Consider the following 17745-nt stretch of genomic DNA (forward strand, 5'->3'; position numbering starts at 1 on the left):
GGCGGCTGGTCTATGCGCTGGGTCTGATCCTGGGTGCACTGGTGTGGTGGCTGGGCTTTGCGGGCGGTGTGCGCGAAGCCACGGCGGTGCCGGCATGGCAGTTGCTAGTGGGCGGATTTTTTGTCGGTTACGGCTCGCGCCTGGGCAACGGTTGCACGTCAGGTCACGGCATCTGCGGGCTGGGCTCGCTGCAATGGCCGTCCCTGCTGGCGGTGCTGACCTTCATGGCGACCGCGTTCCTGACAGCCAACCTGGCTGCAAGGTGGTTGGCATGAGCGCCGCCAACAAGCCCCTCCTCAAGTCGCTCGCCACACTGGCGGCGGGTGCGCTGTTTGGCTTTGGCCTGTCACTGTCCACCATGATCCGGCCCGAGGTGGTGTTGAGCTTTCTGCGCTTTCAAGACTTCGGCTTGATGCTGGTGATGGGCGGCGCCGTGCTGATGGTGCTGCTGGTCTACAAGCTGGCGCCCCGTTTGCTGGCGCGGCCTCTGCTGGACGAGCATTTCCACGTGCATCCCAGCGTCTGGAACCGCGACACCCTGGTGGGCGCGGCTCTGTTCGGCGTCGGCTGGGGTCTGTGCGGCGTATGCCCGGGACCGGCCATTGCGGGCCTGGGCGCTGGCAACTGGAGCCTGCTGTGGGCGCTGGCCGGCATTGCGCTGGGCGCGCTGGTGCAGGGGCTGCGGGCGAAGTGACGCCCGTCGTCCCCTGCTACCTTTCGTTGCACAAAAACCCGCGCCATTGGCAGACAGGACATAAAGGAGGTGCACTATGGAAGCTCACTCACCATCTGGAGATAGCGTATGAAATCCACTGCCATTGTTTTTGCCATTGCCACCGCCAGCCTCGGGTTTAGCGCAATCGCATCAGCCCAGGGTAATGGCCGGCACGGTATGCGCGAGGAGCCTGTGCGGGCTCAGCAGACCGACCGCCGTCATGCTGATCAGCGTGACCAGAGGCGTTACAGCCGCCAGGATGAACGCCGCACCGAACAACGTTATTACCGGCAGGATGATCACCGATTCGACCAGGGCGAGGTGCGTCGAAACGACCGCAACGGTTACTACAGCGCACGCGGCCCGGACTTCAGGCGTGGCGGCTACATTCCGCGCGAATACCGCAACCACCAGTACGTGGTGACGGACTACCGCTCATACCATCTGAGCCGGCCCCCGTACGGCCAGCAGTGGGTGCAGGTGGGGCCGGACTATGTGTTGGTCGCCATTGCCACAGGCCTGATCGCGCACATCATCCTGAGCAATTGACGCCGCAGCAGCTCCGGGCATTCATGACTGATCACGCCCGGCGCTGCATCCTGCCAGCGCCTCACCCGTTGATTTAGGCGGCAACGCTTTCTGCCACGGAGGCTGCGGCGTCGGTGTAGTCTTGCACCTTGTCGAAGTTCAGGTACTGGTAAATCTTGTCGCTGGCTGCGGTCAGCACGCCCATGTCGGCCATGTACTCGGCTTTGGTCGGAATGCGCCCCAGCTTGGCACAAATGGCCGCCAGTTCCGCGCTGCCCAGGTAAACGTTGCTGTTCTTGCCCAAGCGGTTCGGGAAGTTGCGCGTTGACGTGGAGAACACCACAGCGCCTTCCTTGACCTGTGCCTGGTTGCCCATGCACAGGCTGCAGCCCGGCATTTCCATGCGCGCACCGGCCGAGCCGAGCACGCCGTAATGGCCTTCTTCGCTCAACTGCTTGGCATCCATCTTGGTTGGCGGCGCGACCCACAGTTTGACCGGGATATCACGCTTGTTTTCCAGCAGCTTGCTGGCTGCGCGGAAGTGACCGATATTGGTCATGCACGAGCCGATAAAGACTTCTTCGATCTTGGCGCCGGCAACTTCAGACAGTGTCTTCACATCATCGGGGTCGTTCGGGCAAGCCACGATGGGCTCATGAATGTCGGCCAGATCGATCTCGATCACGGCAGCGTACTCGGCATCGGCATCACGCTCCAGCAACTGCGGATTGGCAAGCCAGGCTTGCATGGCCTTGATGCGGCGGTTGATGGTGCGCGCATCTTGATAGCCGGTCGCAATCATCCATTTGAGCAGCGTGATATTGCTGTTGATGTACTCAATGATGGGCTCTTTGTTCAACTTGACGGTGCAACCACCGGCGCTGCGCTCGGCTGAGGCATCGCTAAGCTCAAAGGCCTGTTCGACCTTGAGGTCCGGCAGGCCTTCGATTTCCAGAATACGGCCCGAGAACACGTTCTTCTTGCCCTGCTTGGCCACCGTCAACAGCCCGGCCTTGATGGCATAGAGCGGAATGGCGTTGACCAGATCACGCAGCGTGACGCCCGGCTGCATCTTGCCTTTGAAGCGCACCAGCACGCTCTCTGGCATGTCCAGCGGCATGACGCCGGTGGCGGCGCCAAACGCGACCAAGCCGGAGCCGGCGGGGAAGCTGATGCCGATCGGGAAACGGGTGTGGCTGTCGCCGCCGGTGCCCACGGTATCAGGCAGCAGCATGCGGTTGAGCCACGAGTGAATGATGCCGTCGCCCGGGCGCAGCGCAATGCCACCGCGGTTGTTCATGAAGGCGGGCAGTTCGTGGTGCATTTTCACGTCCACCGGCTTCGGGTAAGCCGCGGTGTGGCAGAAGGACTGCATCACCAGATCGGCACTGAAGCCCAGGCAGGCCAGGTCTTTCAACTCGTCGCGCGTCATCGGGCCGGTGGTGTCCTGCGAACCCACGCTGGTCATCTTCGGCTCACAGTAAGTGCCGGGACGCACGCCTTGACCTTCGGGCAGACCGCAGGCACGGCCGACAATTTTTTGCGCCAGGCTGAAACCCTTGCCGGTATCCGCCGGGTTTTGCGGCAGGCGGAACAAGGTGCTCACGGGCAAACCCAGCGCCTCGCGCGCCTTGGCGGTCAGGCCGCGGCCAATGATCAAGGGAATGCGGCCACCGGCGCGCACCTCGTCAAACAACACGTCGCTCTTGAGTTTGAACTCGGCCACGACCTTGCCGTCTTTCAAGGCTTTGCCGTCATAGGGGCGCAGCTCGATGACATCGCCCATGTCCATCTGGCTGACATCAAGCTCGATCGGCAGTGCGCCTGAGTCTTCCATGGTGTTGTAGAAAATCGGGGCGATCTTGCCGCCCAGACAGACACCACCGAAACGCTTGTTCGGCACGAACGGAATATCCTCGCCAGTGAACCAGAGCACCGAGTTGGTGGCTGATTTGCGGCTGGAGCCCGTGCCCACCACATCGCCCACATAGGCCACCAGGTTGCCCTTGGCCTTGAGTTCATCAAAAAACTTGACCGGGCCGCGCTTGCCGTCTTCTTCGGGAACGATGCCGGGGCGGGCATTTTTGTGCATCGCCAGGGCGTGCAAGGGAATGTCCGGGCGGCTGAAGGCATCGGGTGCCGGCGACAGGTCATCGGTGTTGATTTCACCGGCCACCTTGAAGACGGTAAGCTTGATCGACTGCGGCACTTCCGGGCGCGAGGTGAACCACTCGGCATCAGCCCAGCTTTGCAACACGGCTTTGGCCTGTGCGTTGCCTTTGTCGGCTTTTTCCTGCACATCATGGAACTGGTCAAACATCAGCAAGGTCTTTTTCAGCCCATTGGCCGCCACCTGAGCCACCGCCGGCTGATCCAGCAAATCGATCAGCGGGCTGATGTTGTAGCCGCCCAGCATGGTGCCCAGCAACTCCGTGGCTTTTTCAGGCGAGATCAGCGGGCATTTTTCAGTGCCATGCGCCACGGCGGCCAAATAAGAGGCCTTGACCTTGGCCGCGTCATCGACACCGGCGGGCACGCGGTGCGTGATCAGGTCCAGCAAAGTGGCTTCTTCACCTTTGGGCGGATTTTTGAGCAGCTCGATGAGTTCGGCAGTCTGCTGGGCCGACAAGGGCAAAGGGGGGATGCCGAGGGCGGCGCGTTCGGCCACGTGGGCACGGTAGTTTTTCAACATGATTTACTCCTTATTTATGAAAAAAATATCTCTAGCCCTTGTCGGGCTTGCGTTGCCCGCTATCTATTTAGCAGTAATTGGGAGCGGTGCACAGAGCAGGCTGAGGGACCGTATCTGGCGCGGCGACAGGCGGCTTTGGATCTGAGGCAACAACAATCGGCGCGTCAGGCAGGCTGGGGGCCACACCTGGCGCAGCGACAGGCGGCTTGGGATCGGAGGCAACAACGATTGGTGCGTCAGGCAGGATGGGGGCCAGACCTGGCACGGCGACAGGCGGCTTTGGATCTGAGGCAACAACAATCGGTGCATCAAGCAGGCTGGGGGCCGGAGTCTTGATCAGACGCTCGGCCACGACCACCTGCTCAGGATTCATGCAGACATCGGCCAGCCTTTGCCCGAGCTTTTGATTCATCAGCATGGACTTGTTGGACAACTGCAACCACACGGCACCGGCCTGCTGGTCTTCCAACCGGATGGCACCAGTGCTCGTGACGACCGGCATCATGCGGTATTTGAGGTTTTTGATCTGCAGGTCGAAATAGCCCGGTGCCTTGGGGTCGGCCGTCACGGTGACAGAAGCGCCCAGCTCACAAGGCATGCTGCCTTGGTAGATCAATGCGGCAATGGCCAGCTCGGCGGGGCTCAAGGCAGCTTCTGCGGCCCGGATACCAGCGGCCATTTGAACCGCCTTGGATTTGATTTCTACCTGGCTCGGGGCCACGCGCTTGGCTTTGTGGACCGCCTTGGCTGGCGTTTGCGCCAGCAGGGTCAAAGGCAGCGCGATCAACAGTGCCGATGCAAAAATATATTTTTTCACTGGAGTGACCTTGGTTAGTGGCATGGCGTTGAAACAAAATCTGAAAAATAAACATCAGTTGCCGCCGGGAGACGACAGCCGGTCTGGTGGGCCCGCTGCAGCACTTGCCAAAAATAACGGTAGCTGGCACGGTCGTGCAATTTGCCGCCATAAGAGATCGGCGCCCAATCAGCCTGACCGCCCGCCTGCATGATATTCGCAGCCAGTTCAATCTCTTGCGCCTCCGGTGCAAAAGCCTGCAGGATAGGCCGGATTTGCGCCGGATGAATACTCCACATGCGGGTGAAGCCGAAAGCACGCGCCGCTTGCCTGGCAGCCGACTGCAGCAGCGCTCCATCTTTAAACTCGGTCACCACACAGTGCGACGGCACCTTGCCGTGCGCATGGCAGGCGGCGCTGATTTCCAGCTTGGCCCGTCGTACCAGCGGATGGGTAAACTGATCCAGGCTGTGCCAACCCGGGTCGGCATCGACACCCATCGCACTGGCAGGAATGGCGCCACCGTGGCTTGACACAAAGTCCATCAAGCCAAAACTGAGTGACTGAACCCGCGGGTGCGCCGCAATCTCGAAAGCGTGCTGCACCGCGACGGGCGACTCAAGCAATACATGCAAAGGGAGCGGGACGGTTCGCGCGGATTGTGCCGCTGCCTGATCCACCCGTTGCACAGCCCGATCGACGTCAGCGCGCGTCTCCACCTTGGGAATCATCAAGTGACACAAGCCTGCTGCCGCGCCACCGACAATGATGTCCACATCCTGTTCAAACGCCGGGTGTCCGACCGGATGGACCCGTGCGGCAACCCGCTGGAGCTTGTCAATCACTATATTTTTAGTAGCTGACAACGCTTGATTGACGAGGGCAGCAACAAGATTGGCATGATTTTTTTCATCGCCAGTTGCCGCGCCGTCCTCGCAATCGAGCGTGACATCAAAAACACAAGAGCCAAACTCCGCAGACATTTCAGTCTGCAAAGCCAGGCTCTTGATCATCAGCGCCTCGACCCCGCAGTAATGGTCGCACACCGGCAAGAGTGTGACGGCTTGGGCACCGTGAAGGATGTCGCGGGGATGTTGCATTGAAACGCTTCCCGTGCCGGGCTTGATTCGCAACCGTTGCTGCGAAAGCCCGACCGGGGCCTCACCGCCATGGATCACGGTCCAACGCCGGGACGGCAGACTTTCTTACAGCAGGTGGGCCACGCCCGCTTGCTCGTCTTGCAGCTCTTTGAGCGTCCTGTTGATGCATTCCTGGCTGAACGCGTCGATGGGCAGGTTTTGCACCACCTTGTATTCACCGCCTTCACAGGTCACGGGAAAGCCAAACATGGTCTCTTTCGGAATGCCATATTGGCCGTCCGACGGGATGCCCATGGTGACCCACTTGCCGTTGGTGCCCAGCGCCCAGTCGCGCATGTGGTCAATGGCTGCATTGGCAGCGGAGGCGGCCGACGACACACCCCGGGCGGCAATGATGGCCGCGCCGCGCTTGCCCACGGTGGGCAGGAAGGTGTTGGCGTTCCAGTCCTGGTCATTGATCATGTCCTTGACGCTTTCGCCATTGATGGTGGCAAAACGGTAGTCAGCGTACATGGTGGGTGAATGATTGCCCCAGACCGCCATTTTTTCAATGTCAGCCACGGCTTTGCCGGTCTTGGAGGCGAGTTGGCTCAAGGCGCGGTTGTGATCCAGACGCAGCATGGCGGTGAAATTCTTGGCGGGCAGATCAGGCGCGCTCTTCATGGCAATATAAGCATTGGTGTTGGCCGGGTTGCCAACCACCAGCACCTTGACATTGCGGCTCGCTACGGCGTTCAGCGCCTTGCCTTGTGCAGTGAAAATAGCGCCGTTGACAGCCAGCAACTCGGCACGCTCCATACCGGGGCCGCGCGGACGCGAACCAATCAGCAAGGCGTAGTCAACGTCTTTGAAAGCCGTCATGGGGTCACTGTGCGCCTCCATACCCGCCAGCAACGGGAACGCGCAGTCCTGCAGTTCCATCATGACGCCTTGCAACGCCTGCTGTGCCTTCTCCACCGGAACCTCCAGCAATTGCAAAATCACGGGTTGGTCCTTGCCCAACATTTCGCCGGAGGCGATGCGGAACAGAATAGCGTAACCAATTTGACCAGCTGCGCCGGTAACGGCAACGCGGACGGGCTTTTTGCTCATAGTGAGAACTCCAGTGTTGTGAAACGGGACCTGGTGGCTGCTCAAACGGGTTGCATGAGCCCCTCAGAATGACAGCAAGTTTACTCTGGAAAACCCGGAGTCGTCAATTTTGTCTTATGTCTTATATAAGATAAGATGTGTTGCAATATGCAACTCACACCCTCTCCATTGGCCGGCAACACACCTGCTGTCGCTGGCAACATGGGGGCTGTTTCCGCGCCCCTCGCGCCGGCGTTCAGCCCGCTGTACCAACAGATCAAAAGCCTGATCCTGAACAGCCTGCGCTCGGGCGAATGGAAACCCGGCGAAGTGATTCCCAGTGAAATGGAACTGGCGCTACGCTTTCGGGTGAGTCAGGGCACGGTGCGCAAAGCCATTGATGAACTGGCGGCAGAGAATCTGCTGCTACGGCGTCAAGGCAAGGGTACTTTTGTGGCCACCCATGCAGAGCAACAAGTGCAATTTCGGTTCTTGAAACTCGTCCCCGACAGCGGCCCACCGGGCAGCGAAGGCCCGGCCCAACGAGACATCATCGCGTGTCGCCGCAGCCGCGCCAGCGCCGATATTGCTCGGGCCCTGGCACTGCGTACGGGCGATCCGGTACTGCAGGTGCGCCGCGTGTTGAGCTTTGCCGGCACGCCGACTATTCTGGAAGATATCTGGCTGCCCGCCGTCCCGTTCAAAGGCCTGACCGCTGAACGACTGGCCAACTACCAGGGTCCGATGTACGTGTTGTTTGAGACAGAATTCAATGTTCGCATGGTGCGTGCTGAAGAAAAAATTCGCGCCGAGCCCGCGTCAGAAGGTCGTGAAAAGCTATTAAAGGTAGAGCGCGGCACGCCCTTGTTGAGTGTGGAGCGGATTGCCTACACCTACCAGGACGAGCCCATGGAACTGCGCCGGGGCTACTACCGCACTGACACGCATCACTATCACAACACCCTGGGATGAACCATGAATTTCGACACTTCTCATAGCGCACGCCATCGGACGACTGACCATCACAACAATGAATAAGCACGGATCGTGAGCACATCTTTTGTTGCAGATCAAGCTGTAGCCAGCTTGGGCGGGTATACCCTCAACATTGCAATAGAATGTTTGTAGCTGCCGAGACCGGTTACAAAGCAGTTACCCAAAACATAGAAAGCAAAGTATGTCTGAATCAGCGACAAGCACAGCAAAAAAGCGTCCCGAGTTCTACAACATTGGCGGCAGCGATCTCATCAGTTACCGATGGCCACTCGCGTCCATTGTGTCGGGAATGCACCGCGTTAGCGGTGCCATCATGTTCTTCTTGATGCCTTTCATCATCTGGATGTTTGACAACTCGATTTCGTCTGAAATTTCATTTGACAAATTCACTTCCGCATTCAGTGTCGGCATGCTGGGCTTGCCCGGTTTCATCTGGAAGCTGGTCGCCCTGGGGCTGATCTGGGCTTACCTGCACCACTTCCTTGCCGGTATTCGCCACCTGTGGATGGATACCCATCACGAAGCCACCACCAAGGAATTCGGCAAATCGTCAGCCGCCTTCGTCATGGCTGTCACCCTGGGCCTGACGGTCATTCTTGGCGCCAAGCTTTTCGGCCTTTATTAAATTTTGCGGGTCAGCCCGTCGGCGCTGCCCCAAACAACCAGGAAACTAATCATGTCTGTAAATTTTGGTCCTCATCGCCTTGTTGTCGGAGCTCACTATGGTATGCGCGACTGGCTTTCCCAACGCGTGACCGCCGTCCTGATGGCGCTGTTTACGGTGCTGGCTCTGGCCGAACTTATATTTACCAAGGGCCCTATCGGCTATGCCCAATGGGCCGGTATTTTTTCACCGCAATGGATGAAGGCTTTGACCTTTACCGTCATCCTTTCCCTGCTCTACCACGTGTGGGTTGGCATGCGTAACATCTTCCAGGACTACGTCCATCCCTATGGCGTTCGCTTTGTCCTGGACGTATTTGCCATCGTCTGGCTGGTCAGTTGCGCAGGCTGGGGCATTCAAGTCTTGTGGCGTCTGTAAGAAACGTCCAAAAAATTCGTCCCCGTGTGTTCGTAAAAATGGCCTGCAAGCTGTAGCTTGTTGCATCCAAAAAACCGAGACTCAATATAAATCATGACTGCTACTTCCAAAATTACCAAGCGAAAATTTGACGTTGTTATCGTCGGTGCTGGTGGCTCCGGCATGAGCGCCTCACTGCAGTTGGCCAACGCCGGCTTGAACGTGGCCGTGCTGTCCAAAGTATTCCCAACGCGGTCTCACACCGTGGCGGCACAGGGCGGCATTGCCGCATCACTGTCGAACATGAACGAAGACAACTGGGACTTTCACTTTTACGACACGATCAAGGGCGGCGACTGGCTCGGAGACCAGGACGCCATTGAATTCATGTGCCGCGAAGCGCCCAAAGTTGTTTATGACCTCGAGCACTACGGGATGCCATTTGACCGCAACCCCGACGGCACGATTTATCAGCGCCCCTTTGGTGGTCACACCAGCAACCACGGCGAGAAGGCCGTGCAACGCGCCTGCGCTGCCGCCGACCGCACGGGTCACGCCATGCTGCACACGCTGTATCAGCAAAATGTCAAGGCACGCACCAACTTCTTCGTCGAATGGATGGCACTCGACTTGATTCGCGACGCCGAAGGTGATGTGGTGGGTGTCACCGCTCTGGAGATGGAAACCGGAGACCTTCATATTCTCGAAGCCAAGACGGTATTGTTGGCCACGGGTGGTGCAGGACGCATCTTTGCCGCGTCCACCAACGCCTACATCAATACTGGCGATGGATTGGGTATGGCAGCACGCGCCGGCATACCGCTGCAAGACATGGAATTCTGGCAATTTCACCCTACTGGCGTCTACGGCGCGGGTGTGTTGTTGACCGAAGGCTGTCGCGGTGAAGGTGCTATTTTGCGCAACAGCAACGGCGAGCGCTTCATGGAGCGTTATGCGCCGACCTACAAAGACTTGGCAACCCGTGACTTTGTGTCACGCTGCATGGACCAGGAAATCAAGGAAGGCCGCGGCTGTGGTCCGAAAAAGGATTACATCAACCTCGATATGACCCACCTTGGGGTTGAGACCATCAAGCTGCGCTTGCCCTCGGTGTTCGAGATTGGTCACAATTTTGCCAATGTCGACATCACCAAAGAGCCGATTCCCGTCATCCCGACCAACCACTACCAAATGGGTGGTGTGCCGAGCAGCATCAGCGGACAAGTGGTCGCTCCTAAAAACGGAGTTCAGGAGGTCGTCAACGGTCTGTATGCCGTGGGTGAATGCGCCTGCGTCAGCGTGCATGGCGCCAACCGACTGGGCTGCAATTCATTGCTTGACATTATTGTGTTCGGCTTCGCCGCCGGCAATCACATCATTGAAACCAACCAAAAGAACAAGAACCACAAACCACTGCCTGCCAATGCCGCCGACGCATCGCTGGAACGTTTAAACCGACTGGACGCCAGCACTTCAGGCGAGTACTCGCAAAAAGTGGCTGATGACATTCGCGCCTGCATGCAGTTACACGCTGGTGTCTTCCGCACGCAAGCCAGCATGGATGAGGGCGTCGCCAAAATCGCCAAACTTCGTGAGCGCGTTGGTGGCATCAAGCTGGCAGACAAGTCCAAAGTATTCAACACCGACCGGATTGAAGCACTCGAAGTCGACAACATGATCGAAGTGGCGCAATCCACCATGGTGTCGGCCGCTGCGCGACACGAATGTCGTGGGGCTCACAGCGTGCTGGACTATGACCGTCCCGCTGATGATGCCACCTGCCCTCTCGGACGCGACGATGTCAACTGGCTCAAGCACACACTCTGGGATAAAGAGACGAACAGCCTCAGCTACAAGCCGGTCGTCATGAAGCCGTTGACTGCAGAGTCCATCGCGCCCAAAGTCCGTACGTTCTGACCCAGACCAGTCAAGGAGAAACAAAAATGGCTCAACGCACTTTCCAAATCTACCGCTACAACCCTGACACCGATGCCAAGCCCTACATGCAAACCATCAAGCTCGAACTCGATGGCAGCGAGCGCATGTTGCTGGACGTACTATCGAAACTCAAGGAAATTGACCCCACGCTTTCCTACCGGCGTTCATGCCGCGAGGGCGTGTGTGGCTCAGACGCAATGAACATCAATGGCAAGAACGGCTTGGCCTGCCTGGTCAACATGCTGACTTTGCCAGACACCATTGTTCTCAAACCGTTGCCAGGCCTGCCGGTGGTGCGTGACCTGATCGTCGATATGACGTTGTTCTTCAAGCAGTACCACTCGATCAAGCCTTATTTGATCAATGAAACCCGGCCGCCAGAAAAAGAGCGTCTGCAAAGTCCAGAAGAACGCGATGAACTCAATGGCTTGTACGAGTGCATTTTGTGCGCCAGTTGCTCGACGGCTTGCCCTGTTTTCTGGTGGAATCCGGATAAATTTGTGGGTCCGGCCGGTTTGCTGCAAGCCTACCGCTTTCTCTCTGACAGTCGCGATGAGGCGACCAGCGAGCGGCTTGATAACCTGGAAGATCCCTATCGCCTGTTCCGCTGCACCAGCATCATGAACTGTGTCGATGTCTGCCCCAAGAGCCTTAATCCAACCAAGGCCATTGGCAAGATCAAGGAAATGATGGTTCGTCGCGCGCTTTGACCTGGCATGGAAACTAGCGCGATGGCACCAGATAAAGAACTAATCGATGAACGGGCTCTGAGCAAACTGAAGTGGCGTTGTCGCCGTGGTCTGCTTGAAAACGACATTTTTATCGAGCGGTTTTTTCGGCGTTTTGAATCGAACCTGACGGTTGGACAGGGGCAGGGTTTAAGCGCCTTGATGGAACTGAGCGACAAGGATCTTCTGGATCTGCATTTGGAGCGCAAATCGCTGGCGCAAGTTATCGCTGATGCGCAAGTCAGTGTGGACCTGGATCGAGATGATGTGCGTGAAGTTTTGTGTATGTTGAAAAAACCCCTTGAAAGGTAAAAGATGAAACTAGCTGACAATAAAGCCACCCTGTCGTTCAGCGACGGCAAACCCAGCATCGACTTGCCGGTGTACCAAGGCACCGTCGGACCGGATGTGATTGACATTCGCAAGTTGTACGGACAGACCGGCATGTTCACCTATGACCCGGGTTTCTTGTCCACGGCTTCGTGCCAGTCGGCCATCACTTATATTGACGGCGACAAGGGTGAACTGCTGTACCGCGGCTACCCGATCGAACAGTTGGCCACCAACTGCGATTTCATGGAAACCTGTCATTTGCTGCTGTACGGAAACCTGCCGGATGCCGCTGGCAAGGAAGCATTCACCAAACGTGTGACCAACCACACCATGGTCAACGAGCAGATGCAGTTTTTCCTGCGCGGTTTTCGCCGTGACGCCCATCCAATGGCCATCATGACCGGCCTGGTCGGTGCCCTGTCGGCATTCTACCATGACAGCACCGACATTAATAATCCTGAGCATCGTGACATATCGGCGCTGCGATTGATCGCCAAGATGCCAACTCTGGTGGCCATGGCCTACAAATACAGCATCGGCCAGCCTTACATGTATCCGCAGAACGACCTCAGCTATGCGGGCAACTTCATGCGCATGATGTTTGCCACACCCTGCGAAGACTACAAGGTCAATCCGATCATTGAACGCGCCATGGATCGCATCTTTATCCTGCACGCTGACCACGAGCAAAACGCGTCCACTTCGACCGTTCGACTGTGCGGCAGTTCGGGCACCAACCCGTTTGCCGCTATTGCAGCAGGGGTGGCCTGTCTGTGGGGTCCGGCCCACGGTGGCGCCAACGAGGCATGCTTGAACATGCTAGGTGAGATCCAGCAAATGGGCGGCATCGCCAAAGTTGGTCATTTCATGGAGCAGGTCAAGGACAAGAATTCTGGCGTCAAGCTGATGGGCTTTGGACACCGGGTTTACAAGAACTACGATCCACGCGCCAAACTGATGCAGGAAACATGCAAGGAAGTCCTCGCCGCACTTGGGCTGGAAAACGACCCTCTGTTCAAGCTGGCGATGGCACTGGAAAAAATTGCACTGGAAGACGAGTACTTTGTCTCGCGCAAGCTCTATCCCAACGTCGATTTCTACTCGGGTATCGTGCAACGCGCCATCGGCATTCCAGTCAACATGTTTACCGGCGTGTTCGCGCTGGCGCGCACGGTCGGCTGGATTGCCCAACTTAACGAGATGATCAGCGACCCTGAATACAAAATTGGTCGTCCGCGTCAACTGTTTACGGGTTCTGTCAAACGGGATGTTCTGCCGATTTCCCAACGCTGAAACCCTGTCATCTGAAGCGCCCGCCGGATGGCAACACCGGCGGGCGTTTTGCTGTCGGGCGCAATGGTTTTACCGCGCCGTTTAAAATCGCCGATTGCCAAGGAATAAGCCGATGGACCGCACAAAAATTGAAACGCACGGACGCACGCTGTACGACAAACTCTGGGACGAACATGTTGTCCATACGGAAGAAGACGGCACTGCCATCTTGTATGTAGACCGCCATCTGGTGCACGAAGTTACCAGTCCGCAGGCCTTTGAAGGCCTGCGTCAGGCGGGCCGCAAGGTGTGGCGCGTCAGTTCTATCGTAGCCACGGCCGACCACAACACGCCGACCACCGGCTGGGACTTGGGCTATGACGGCATCACGGACCCCACCAGCAAAGAGCAAGTCCTGACTTTGGACAAGAATATGCAGGAATTCGGCGCGGCGGCCTATTTTCCGTTCATGTCAAAACGCCAAGGCATCGTCCACGTCATCGGGCCAGAGAATGGCGCCACCCTGCCCGGCATGACGGTGGTGTGCGGCGACTCGCACACATCCACTCACGGCGCCTTTGGCGCATTGGCCCATGGCATCGGCACCAGTGAGGTCGAGCACGTCATGGCGACGCAAACCCTGCTGGCCAAAAAAGCGAAAAACATGCTGGTGCGGGTCGACGGCGCACTACAACGTGGCTGCAGCGGCAAAGATATTGTGCTGGCCATCATCGGCAAAATCGGCACCGCAGGCGGCACCGGCTACACCATTGAATTTGGCGGCTCCGCCATTCGTGCCTTGAGCATGGAAGGCCGCATGACCGTGTGTAATATGGCCATTGAAGCCGGTGCGCGTGCCGGCTTGGTGGCAGTGGACGAAAGAACCATCGAGTACGTTAAAGGCCGGCCGCTGGCGCCGGGGCACAACGCCGCCAACGACACGGCCGCTGCCGTCGAATGGGACCAGGCGGTGGCGTACTGGAAGACCTTGCACTCTGACGCCGATGCCCACTTCGACGCCATTGTTGAACTCGACGCCGCCCAGATCATTCCGCAAGTCACCTGGGGAACCTCACCTGAGATGGTGCTGGGCATTGACGGCCGTGTGCCCGATCCCGACAAAGAAAAAGACGCCAACAAACGCGGCGCCATCGAGCGCGCACTGGTCTACATGGGGTTGGAGCCAGGCAAAGCCCTTGACGACCTGTATGTGGACAAGGTGTTTATTGGTTCCTGCACCAACAGCCGGATTGAAGATATCCGTGAGGCCGCCGCACTGGTCAAGAAATTGGGGCAAAAAGTCGCCAAAAACGTCAAGCTGGCCATGGTGGTTCCGGGCTCGGGCCTGGTCAAGGAACAGGCGGAGCGCGAAGGCTTGCATGAGATTTTCAAGGCGGCCGGCTTCGAGTGGCGCGAACCAGGCTGCTCGATGTGCCTGGCCATGAATGCCGACCGGCTTGAGCCCGGTGAGCGCTGCGCGTCCACCAGCAACCGCAATTTTGAGGGTCGCCAGGGCGCCGGCGGACGTACGCACCTGGTCAGCCCCGCCATGGCCGCTGCTGCCGCCATTCACGGCCATTTTGTGGACATCAGGAAGTTTGTCTGAACGGACAGGCCAAGGAAACCGACATGCAAAAATTTACCCTGCTCAAAGGCTTGGTCGCCCCGATGGACCGCGAAAACGTCGACACCGACGCCATCATTCCCAAGCAATTCCTGAAGTCCATCCGCAAGACCGGGTTTGGCCAGAATCTGTTCGACGAGTGGCGCTACCTGGATGCGGGCTTTCCCGGCCAGGACCCCAAGAGTCGCAGGCCCAACCCGGACTTTGTGCTGAATCAGCCCCGCTACCAAGGCGCGTCCATTCTGCTGGCGCGCAAGAACTTTGGCTGCGGCTCATCCCGTGAACACGCCCCCTGGGCGCTTGATCAATACGGTTTCCGCGCCATCATTGCGCCGAGTTACGCCGACATCTTTTTCAACAACAGTTTCAAAAACGGTTTGCTGCCGATTGTGCTGAGCGAAATCCAGGTCAACCAGCTGTTTGACGAGGCGGCAGCTTTCCCGGGCTATGCGCTGACCATCGATCTGGAACGACAGGTCATCATCAAGCCGGATGGAAAAGAACTGCCTTTCGAGGTGCAGCCGTTTCGCAAATACTGCCTGCTCAACGGCTTTGACGACATTGGTCTGACCTTGCGCCAAGCGGACAAGATCAAGGCCTTTGAAGTCCAACGCTTAGCACAAAAACCATGGCTAGCCCGCACCCTGATTGGGTAAGCTGCTATAGATTTTGCTTCATTGCGGGATGGACTGCTGCTGCGCGTAGCGCGCAGGCCCTCCCCCCCAACACTCTAGAAAGAATTAGGTTGATCATGAAAATTGCAGTGTTGCCAGGCGATGGCATTGGTACCGAAATAGTGGCCGAGGCCGTGAAAGTCTTGAACGCGCTTGATCTTCCGCTGGAAATGGAAACCGCACTGGTCGGCGGTGCCGCCTACGAAGCGCATGGCCATCCCTTGCCGGACGCCACACTCAAGTTGGCCAAGGAGGCGGATGCCGTCTTGTTTGGCGCGGTCGGCGACTGGAAATACGACAAGCTCGACCGGCCGCTGCGCCCCGAGCAGGCGATTCTGGGTTTGCGCAAGAATCTGGGCCTGTTTGCCAACTTCCGACCGGCCATCTGCTACGAGCAACTGGTGGATGCATCGAGCCTGAAGCCCGAACTGATTGCCGGCCTCGACATCCTGATCATTCGCGAGCTGACGGGCGACATCTATTTCGGCCAGCCGCGCGGGCGCCGCACCGCCACGGACGGCCATTTCCCCGGTGCCGAGGAAGCGTTTGACACCATGCGCTATTCGCGCCCCGAGATCGAGCGCATTGCGCACGTCGCGTTCCAGGCGGCCCGCAAACGCAGCAAACGCGTGACCAGCGTGGACAAGGCCAATGTGCTGGAAACCTTCCAGTTCTGGAGAGACGTGGTAACGGAAGTCGGCCAGCAATACCCGGATGTGGAACTCGACCACATGTACGTGGACAACGCCGCCATGCAACTGGTGCGCGCCCCCAAGAAATTTGACGTAGTGGTCACCGGCAACCTGTTTGGCGACATTCTGAGCGACGAGGCCGCCATGCTCACCGGCTCCATCGGCATGCTGCCTTCGGCCTCCCTAAATGCCAGCAACCAGGGCCTGTACGAACCCAGCCACGGTAGCGCGCCGGACATCGCCGGCAAAGGCATCGCCAACCCATTGGCGACCATTCTGAGCGCCGCCATGATGCTGCGCTTCAGTCTGAACCAGGAAGTGGCAGCCCAGCGCATCGAGGCCGCCGTCAAAGATGTGCTGGTGCAAGGTCTGCGCACCGCAGATATCTTCAGCACAGGCACGACACGAGTCAGCACGGTTGAAATGGGCACGGCGGTGGTAAAAGCCTTGAAATAGTTTCGCTTACAATTCAAAAATGCACCACGACACACTCACTCGCGACCCAACAGCAATGCTCCCATTGAGCGGCGCCAGTAGCGTGAGCGTGTTGATCTTCTCCGCAAGCACCAAAACGACAACCATTAAAGGCTGACACAGCCCGGTTCGTCGCGCCCCACCGGCCTGACGAGCCGGGCAGATGAAATTCCTGTATTTCAAACATCTGAAAGGGCAACATGATGAAAATTGGCAATCTGGTCGGCATGGTAGGCTGGCGCGGCATGGTGGGTTCCGTATTGATGGACCGCATGCAGACCGAAGGCGATTTCGATCTGATCGAACCGGTCTTCTTTTCAACCTCCAATGCCGGTGGCCAGGCCCCGGCTCTGGCTAAAAACGAAACAACCCTCAAAGATGCTTTTGACATTGAAGCGCTGAAAAAGTGCGACATCATCATCAGTGCACAAGGGGGCGACTACACCACTGAGGTTTTCCCTAAACTACGTGCTGCAGGATGGGCAGGCCACTGGATTGATGCCGCGTCAACGCTGCGCATGAAAGATGATGCCATCATCATCCTAGATCCGGTCAACCTGCCCGTGATCCAGAATGCCCTGGCCAAGGGTGGGAACAACTGGATTGGCGGCAACTGCACCGTCAGTTGTATGTTGATGGGGGTTGGCGCGCTGTACAAGGCGGGCTTGGTCGAGTGGATGACCAGCATGACGTACCAGGCGGCATCCGGCGGCGGCGCGCAGCACATGCGTGAGTTGTTGACCCAATTCGGCACACTGAATGCCGAAGTCAAGAACCTGCTGGATGATCCCAAATCAGCGATCCTGGAGATTGACCGCAAGATTCTGAGTAAACAGCAATCCCTGACGCCGGCTGAAACAGCCAATTTTGGCGTGCCGTTGGGTGGCAGCCTGATTCCCTGGATCGACAAGGATCTCGGCAACGGCATGAGCCGCGAAGAATGGAAAGGCGGCGCCGAAACCAACAAGATATTGGGTCAGGGTGCCGCTTTCGGTACCGCAGAGACTCCGGTGGACGGCTTCTGCGTGCGCGTGGGCACCATGCGCTGCCACAGCCAGGCTCTCACCTTCAAGCTCAAAAAAGATGTGCCC

At 58.0% G+C, this 17745-nt stretch carries 18 protein-coding genes; 14 read left to right on the plus strand and 4 right to left on the minus strand.

From position 1 onward, the window contains the following. The 3 genes from WA157_RS17580 to WA157_RS17590 all read left to right on the plus strand — a co-directional run. A partial coding sequence (locus tag WA157_RS17580; protein ID WP_422622197.1) for a YeeE/YedE family protein occupies positions 1-275 on the plus strand: 275 nt, incomplete at its 5' end. Continuing rightward, the gene (locus WA157_RS17585) at positions 272-694 is read left to right on the plus strand and encodes a DUF6691 family protein (protein ID WP_422622198.1); all 423 of its coding nucleotides are present in this window, start codon (positions 272-274) and stop codon (positions 692-694) included. The genes WA157_RS17580 and WA157_RS17585, both read left to right, overlap by 4 nt. 108 nt (positions 695-802) lie before the next feature. Beyond that, a complete protein-coding gene (locus WA157_RS17590) occupies positions 803-1264 on the plus strand; it encodes an RcnB family protein (protein ID WP_422622199.1) in 462 nt (153 codons plus the stop codon). 73 nt (positions 1265-1337) lie between these two features. Here WA157_RS17590 and acnB read toward each other — a convergent pair whose 3' ends face one another. The 4 genes from acnB to WA157_RS17610 all read right to left on the minus strand — a co-directional run bounded on the left by acnB (position 1338) and on the right by WA157_RS17610 (position 6923). Beyond that, complete coding sequence (gene acnB, locus WA157_RS17595) at positions 1338-3935, minus strand: bifunctional aconitate hydratase 2/2-methylisocitrate dehydratase (RefSeq protein ID WP_422622200.1); 2598 nt, start codon at positions 3933-3935, stop codon at positions 1338-1340. Positions 3936-4002: 67 nt separating this feature from the next. Continuing rightward, positions 4003-4752, minus strand: a complete 750-nt coding sequence (locus tag WA157_RS17600) for a hypothetical protein (RefSeq protein WP_422622201.1) — start codon at positions 4750-4752, stop codon at positions 4003-4005. Positions 4753-4766: 14 nt separating this feature from the next. Then, positions 4767-5831: an HpcH/HpaI aldolase/citrate lyase family protein gene (locus WA157_RS17605; RefSeq protein ID WP_422622202.1), complete on the minus strand. Its 1065-nt coding sequence runs from the start codon at positions 5829-5831 to the stop codon at positions 4767-4769. A gap of 105 nt (positions 5832-5936) precedes the next feature. Next, a complete protein-coding gene (locus tag WA157_RS17610) occupies positions 5937-6923 on the minus strand; it encodes a malate dehydrogenase (protein WP_422622203.1) in 987 nt (328 codons plus the stop codon). A gap of 201 nt (positions 6924-7124) precedes the next feature. On the opposite strand from WA157_RS17610, the gene WA157_RS17615 reads away from it, so the two are divergent. From WA157_RS17615 to asd, 11 genes are all read left to right on the plus strand, one after another. Then, positions 7125-7874 carry a GntR family transcriptional regulator gene (locus WA157_RS17615; RefSeq protein WP_422622214.1) on the plus strand — a complete coding sequence of 250 codons (750 nt, stop codon included), beginning with the start codon at positions 7125-7127 and terminating at the stop codon, positions 7872-7874. Positions 7875-8079: 205 nt separating this feature from the next. Further along, entirely contained in the window at positions 8080-8523 is a 444-nt protein-coding gene (gene sdhC / locus WA157_RS17620) for a succinate dehydrogenase, cytochrome b556 subunit (RefSeq protein ID WP_422622204.1), read from the plus strand. 51 nt (positions 8524-8574) lie between these two features. After that, positions 8575-8940 carry a succinate dehydrogenase, hydrophobic membrane anchor protein gene (gene sdhD, locus WA157_RS17625; protein ID WP_422622205.1) on the plus strand — a complete coding sequence of 122 codons (366 nt, stop codon included), beginning with the start codon at positions 8575-8577 and terminating at the stop codon, positions 8938-8940. Positions 8941-9033: 93 nt separating this feature from the next. Next, positions 9034-10836: a succinate dehydrogenase flavoprotein subunit gene (gene sdhA, locus WA157_RS17630; protein ID WP_422622206.1), complete on the plus strand. Its 1803-nt coding sequence runs from the start codon at positions 9034-9036 to the stop codon at positions 10834-10836. A gap of 26 nt (positions 10837-10862) precedes the next feature. Then, complete coding sequence (locus tag WA157_RS17635) at positions 10863-11567, plus strand: succinate dehydrogenase iron-sulfur subunit (RefSeq protein ID WP_422622207.1); 705 nt, start codon at positions 10863-10865, stop codon at positions 11565-11567. A gap of 21 nt (positions 11568-11588) precedes the next feature. Next, positions 11589-11897, plus strand: a complete 309-nt coding sequence (locus WA157_RS17640) for a succinate dehydrogenase assembly factor 2 (protein WP_422622208.1) — start codon at positions 11589-11591, stop codon at positions 11895-11897. 3 nt (positions 11898-11900) lie between these two features. Next, positions 11901-13211 (plus strand): citrate synthase, encoded by a 1311-nt coding sequence (gene gltA, locus WA157_RS17645; protein WP_422622209.1) that lies wholly within the window; start codon positions 11901-11903, stop codon positions 13209-13211. Between the two features lie 112 nt (positions 13212-13323). Next, on the plus strand, positions 13324-14796 hold the full coding sequence (gene leuC, locus WA157_RS17650) for a 3-isopropylmalate dehydratase large subunit (RefSeq protein WP_422622210.1): 1473 nt from the start codon (positions 13324-13326) through the stop codon (positions 14794-14796). A gap of 23 nt (positions 14797-14819) precedes the next feature. After that, positions 14820-15470, plus strand: coding sequence for a 3-isopropylmalate dehydratase small subunit (gene leuD / locus WA157_RS17655; RefSeq protein ID WP_422622211.1), 651 nt, complete (start codon positions 14820-14822; stop codon positions 15468-15470). Between the two features lie 95 nt (positions 15471-15565). Then, complete coding sequence (gene leuB / locus WA157_RS17660; protein ID WP_422622212.1) at positions 15566-16636, plus strand: 3-isopropylmalate dehydrogenase; 1071 nt, start codon at positions 15566-15568, stop codon at positions 16634-16636. Positions 16637-16857: 221 nt separating this feature from the next. Beyond that, on the plus strand, positions 16858-17745 hold an 888-nt coding region (asd, locus tag WA157_RS17665), incomplete at its 3' end, for an aspartate-semialdehyde dehydrogenase (RefSeq protein WP_422622213.1).

It is taken from the genome of Rhodoferax ferrireducens (genome assembly GCF_049302455.1).
Taxonomy (GTDB): Bacteria; Pseudomonadota; Gammaproteobacteria; order Burkholderiales; family Burkholderiaceae_C; genus Rhodoferax; species Rhodoferax ferrireducens_B.

Excerpts from the sequence above, each read along its gene's own strand:
- WA157_RS17585 (WP_422622198.1), top strand. The coding sequence starts at position 272 with ATGAGCGCCGCCAACAAGCCCCTCCTCAAGTCGCTCGCCACACTGGCG.
- WA157_RS17590 (WP_422622199.1), top strand. The coding sequence starts at position 803 with ATGAAATCCACTGCCATTGTTTTTGCCATTGCCACCGCCAGCCTCGGG.
- acnB (WP_422622200.1), bottom strand. The coding sequence starts at position 3,935 with ATGTTGAAAAACTACCGTGCCCACGTGGCCGAACGCGCCGCCCTCGGC.
- WA157_RS17605 (WP_422622202.1), bottom strand. The coding sequence starts at position 5,831 with ATGCAACATCCCCGCGACATCCTTCACGGTGCCCAAGCCGTCACACTC.
- WA157_RS17610 (WP_422622203.1), bottom strand. The coding sequence starts at position 6,923 with ATGAGCAAAAAGCCCGTCCGCGTTGCCGTTACCGGCGCAGCTGGTCAA.
- WA157_RS17615 (WP_422622214.1), top strand. The coding sequence starts at position 7,125 with ATGGGGGCTGTTTCCGCGCCCCTCGCGCCGGCGTTCAGCCCGCTGTAC.
- sdhC (WP_422622204.1), top strand. The coding sequence starts at position 8,080 with ATGTCTGAATCAGCGACAAGCACAGCAAAAAAGCGTCCCGAGTTCTAC.
- sdhD (WP_422622205.1), top strand. The coding sequence starts at position 8,575 with ATGTCTGTAAATTTTGGTCCTCATCGCCTTGTTGTCGGAGCTCACTAT.
- sdhA (WP_422622206.1), top strand. The coding sequence starts at position 9,034 with ATGACTGCTACTTCCAAAATTACCAAGCGAAAATTTGACGTTGTTATC.
- WA157_RS17635 (WP_422622207.1), top strand. The coding sequence starts at position 10,863 with ATGGCTCAACGCACTTTCCAAATCTACCGCTACAACCCTGACACCGAT.
- WA157_RS17640 (WP_422622208.1), top strand. The coding sequence starts at position 11,589 with ATGGCACCAGATAAAGAACTAATCGATGAACGGGCTCTGAGCAAACTG.
- gltA (WP_422622209.1), top strand. The coding sequence starts at position 11,901 with ATGAAACTAGCTGACAATAAAGCCACCCTGTCGTTCAGCGACGGCAAA.
- leuC (WP_422622210.1), top strand. The coding sequence starts at position 13,324 with ATGGACCGCACAAAAATTGAAACGCACGGACGCACGCTGTACGACAAA.
- leuD (WP_422622211.1), top strand. The coding sequence starts at position 14,820 with ATGCAAAAATTTACCCTGCTCAAAGGCTTGGTCGCCCCGATGGACCGC.
- leuB (WP_422622212.1), top strand. The coding sequence starts at position 15,566 with ATGAAAATTGCAGTGTTGCCAGGCGATGGCATTGGTACCGAAATAGTG.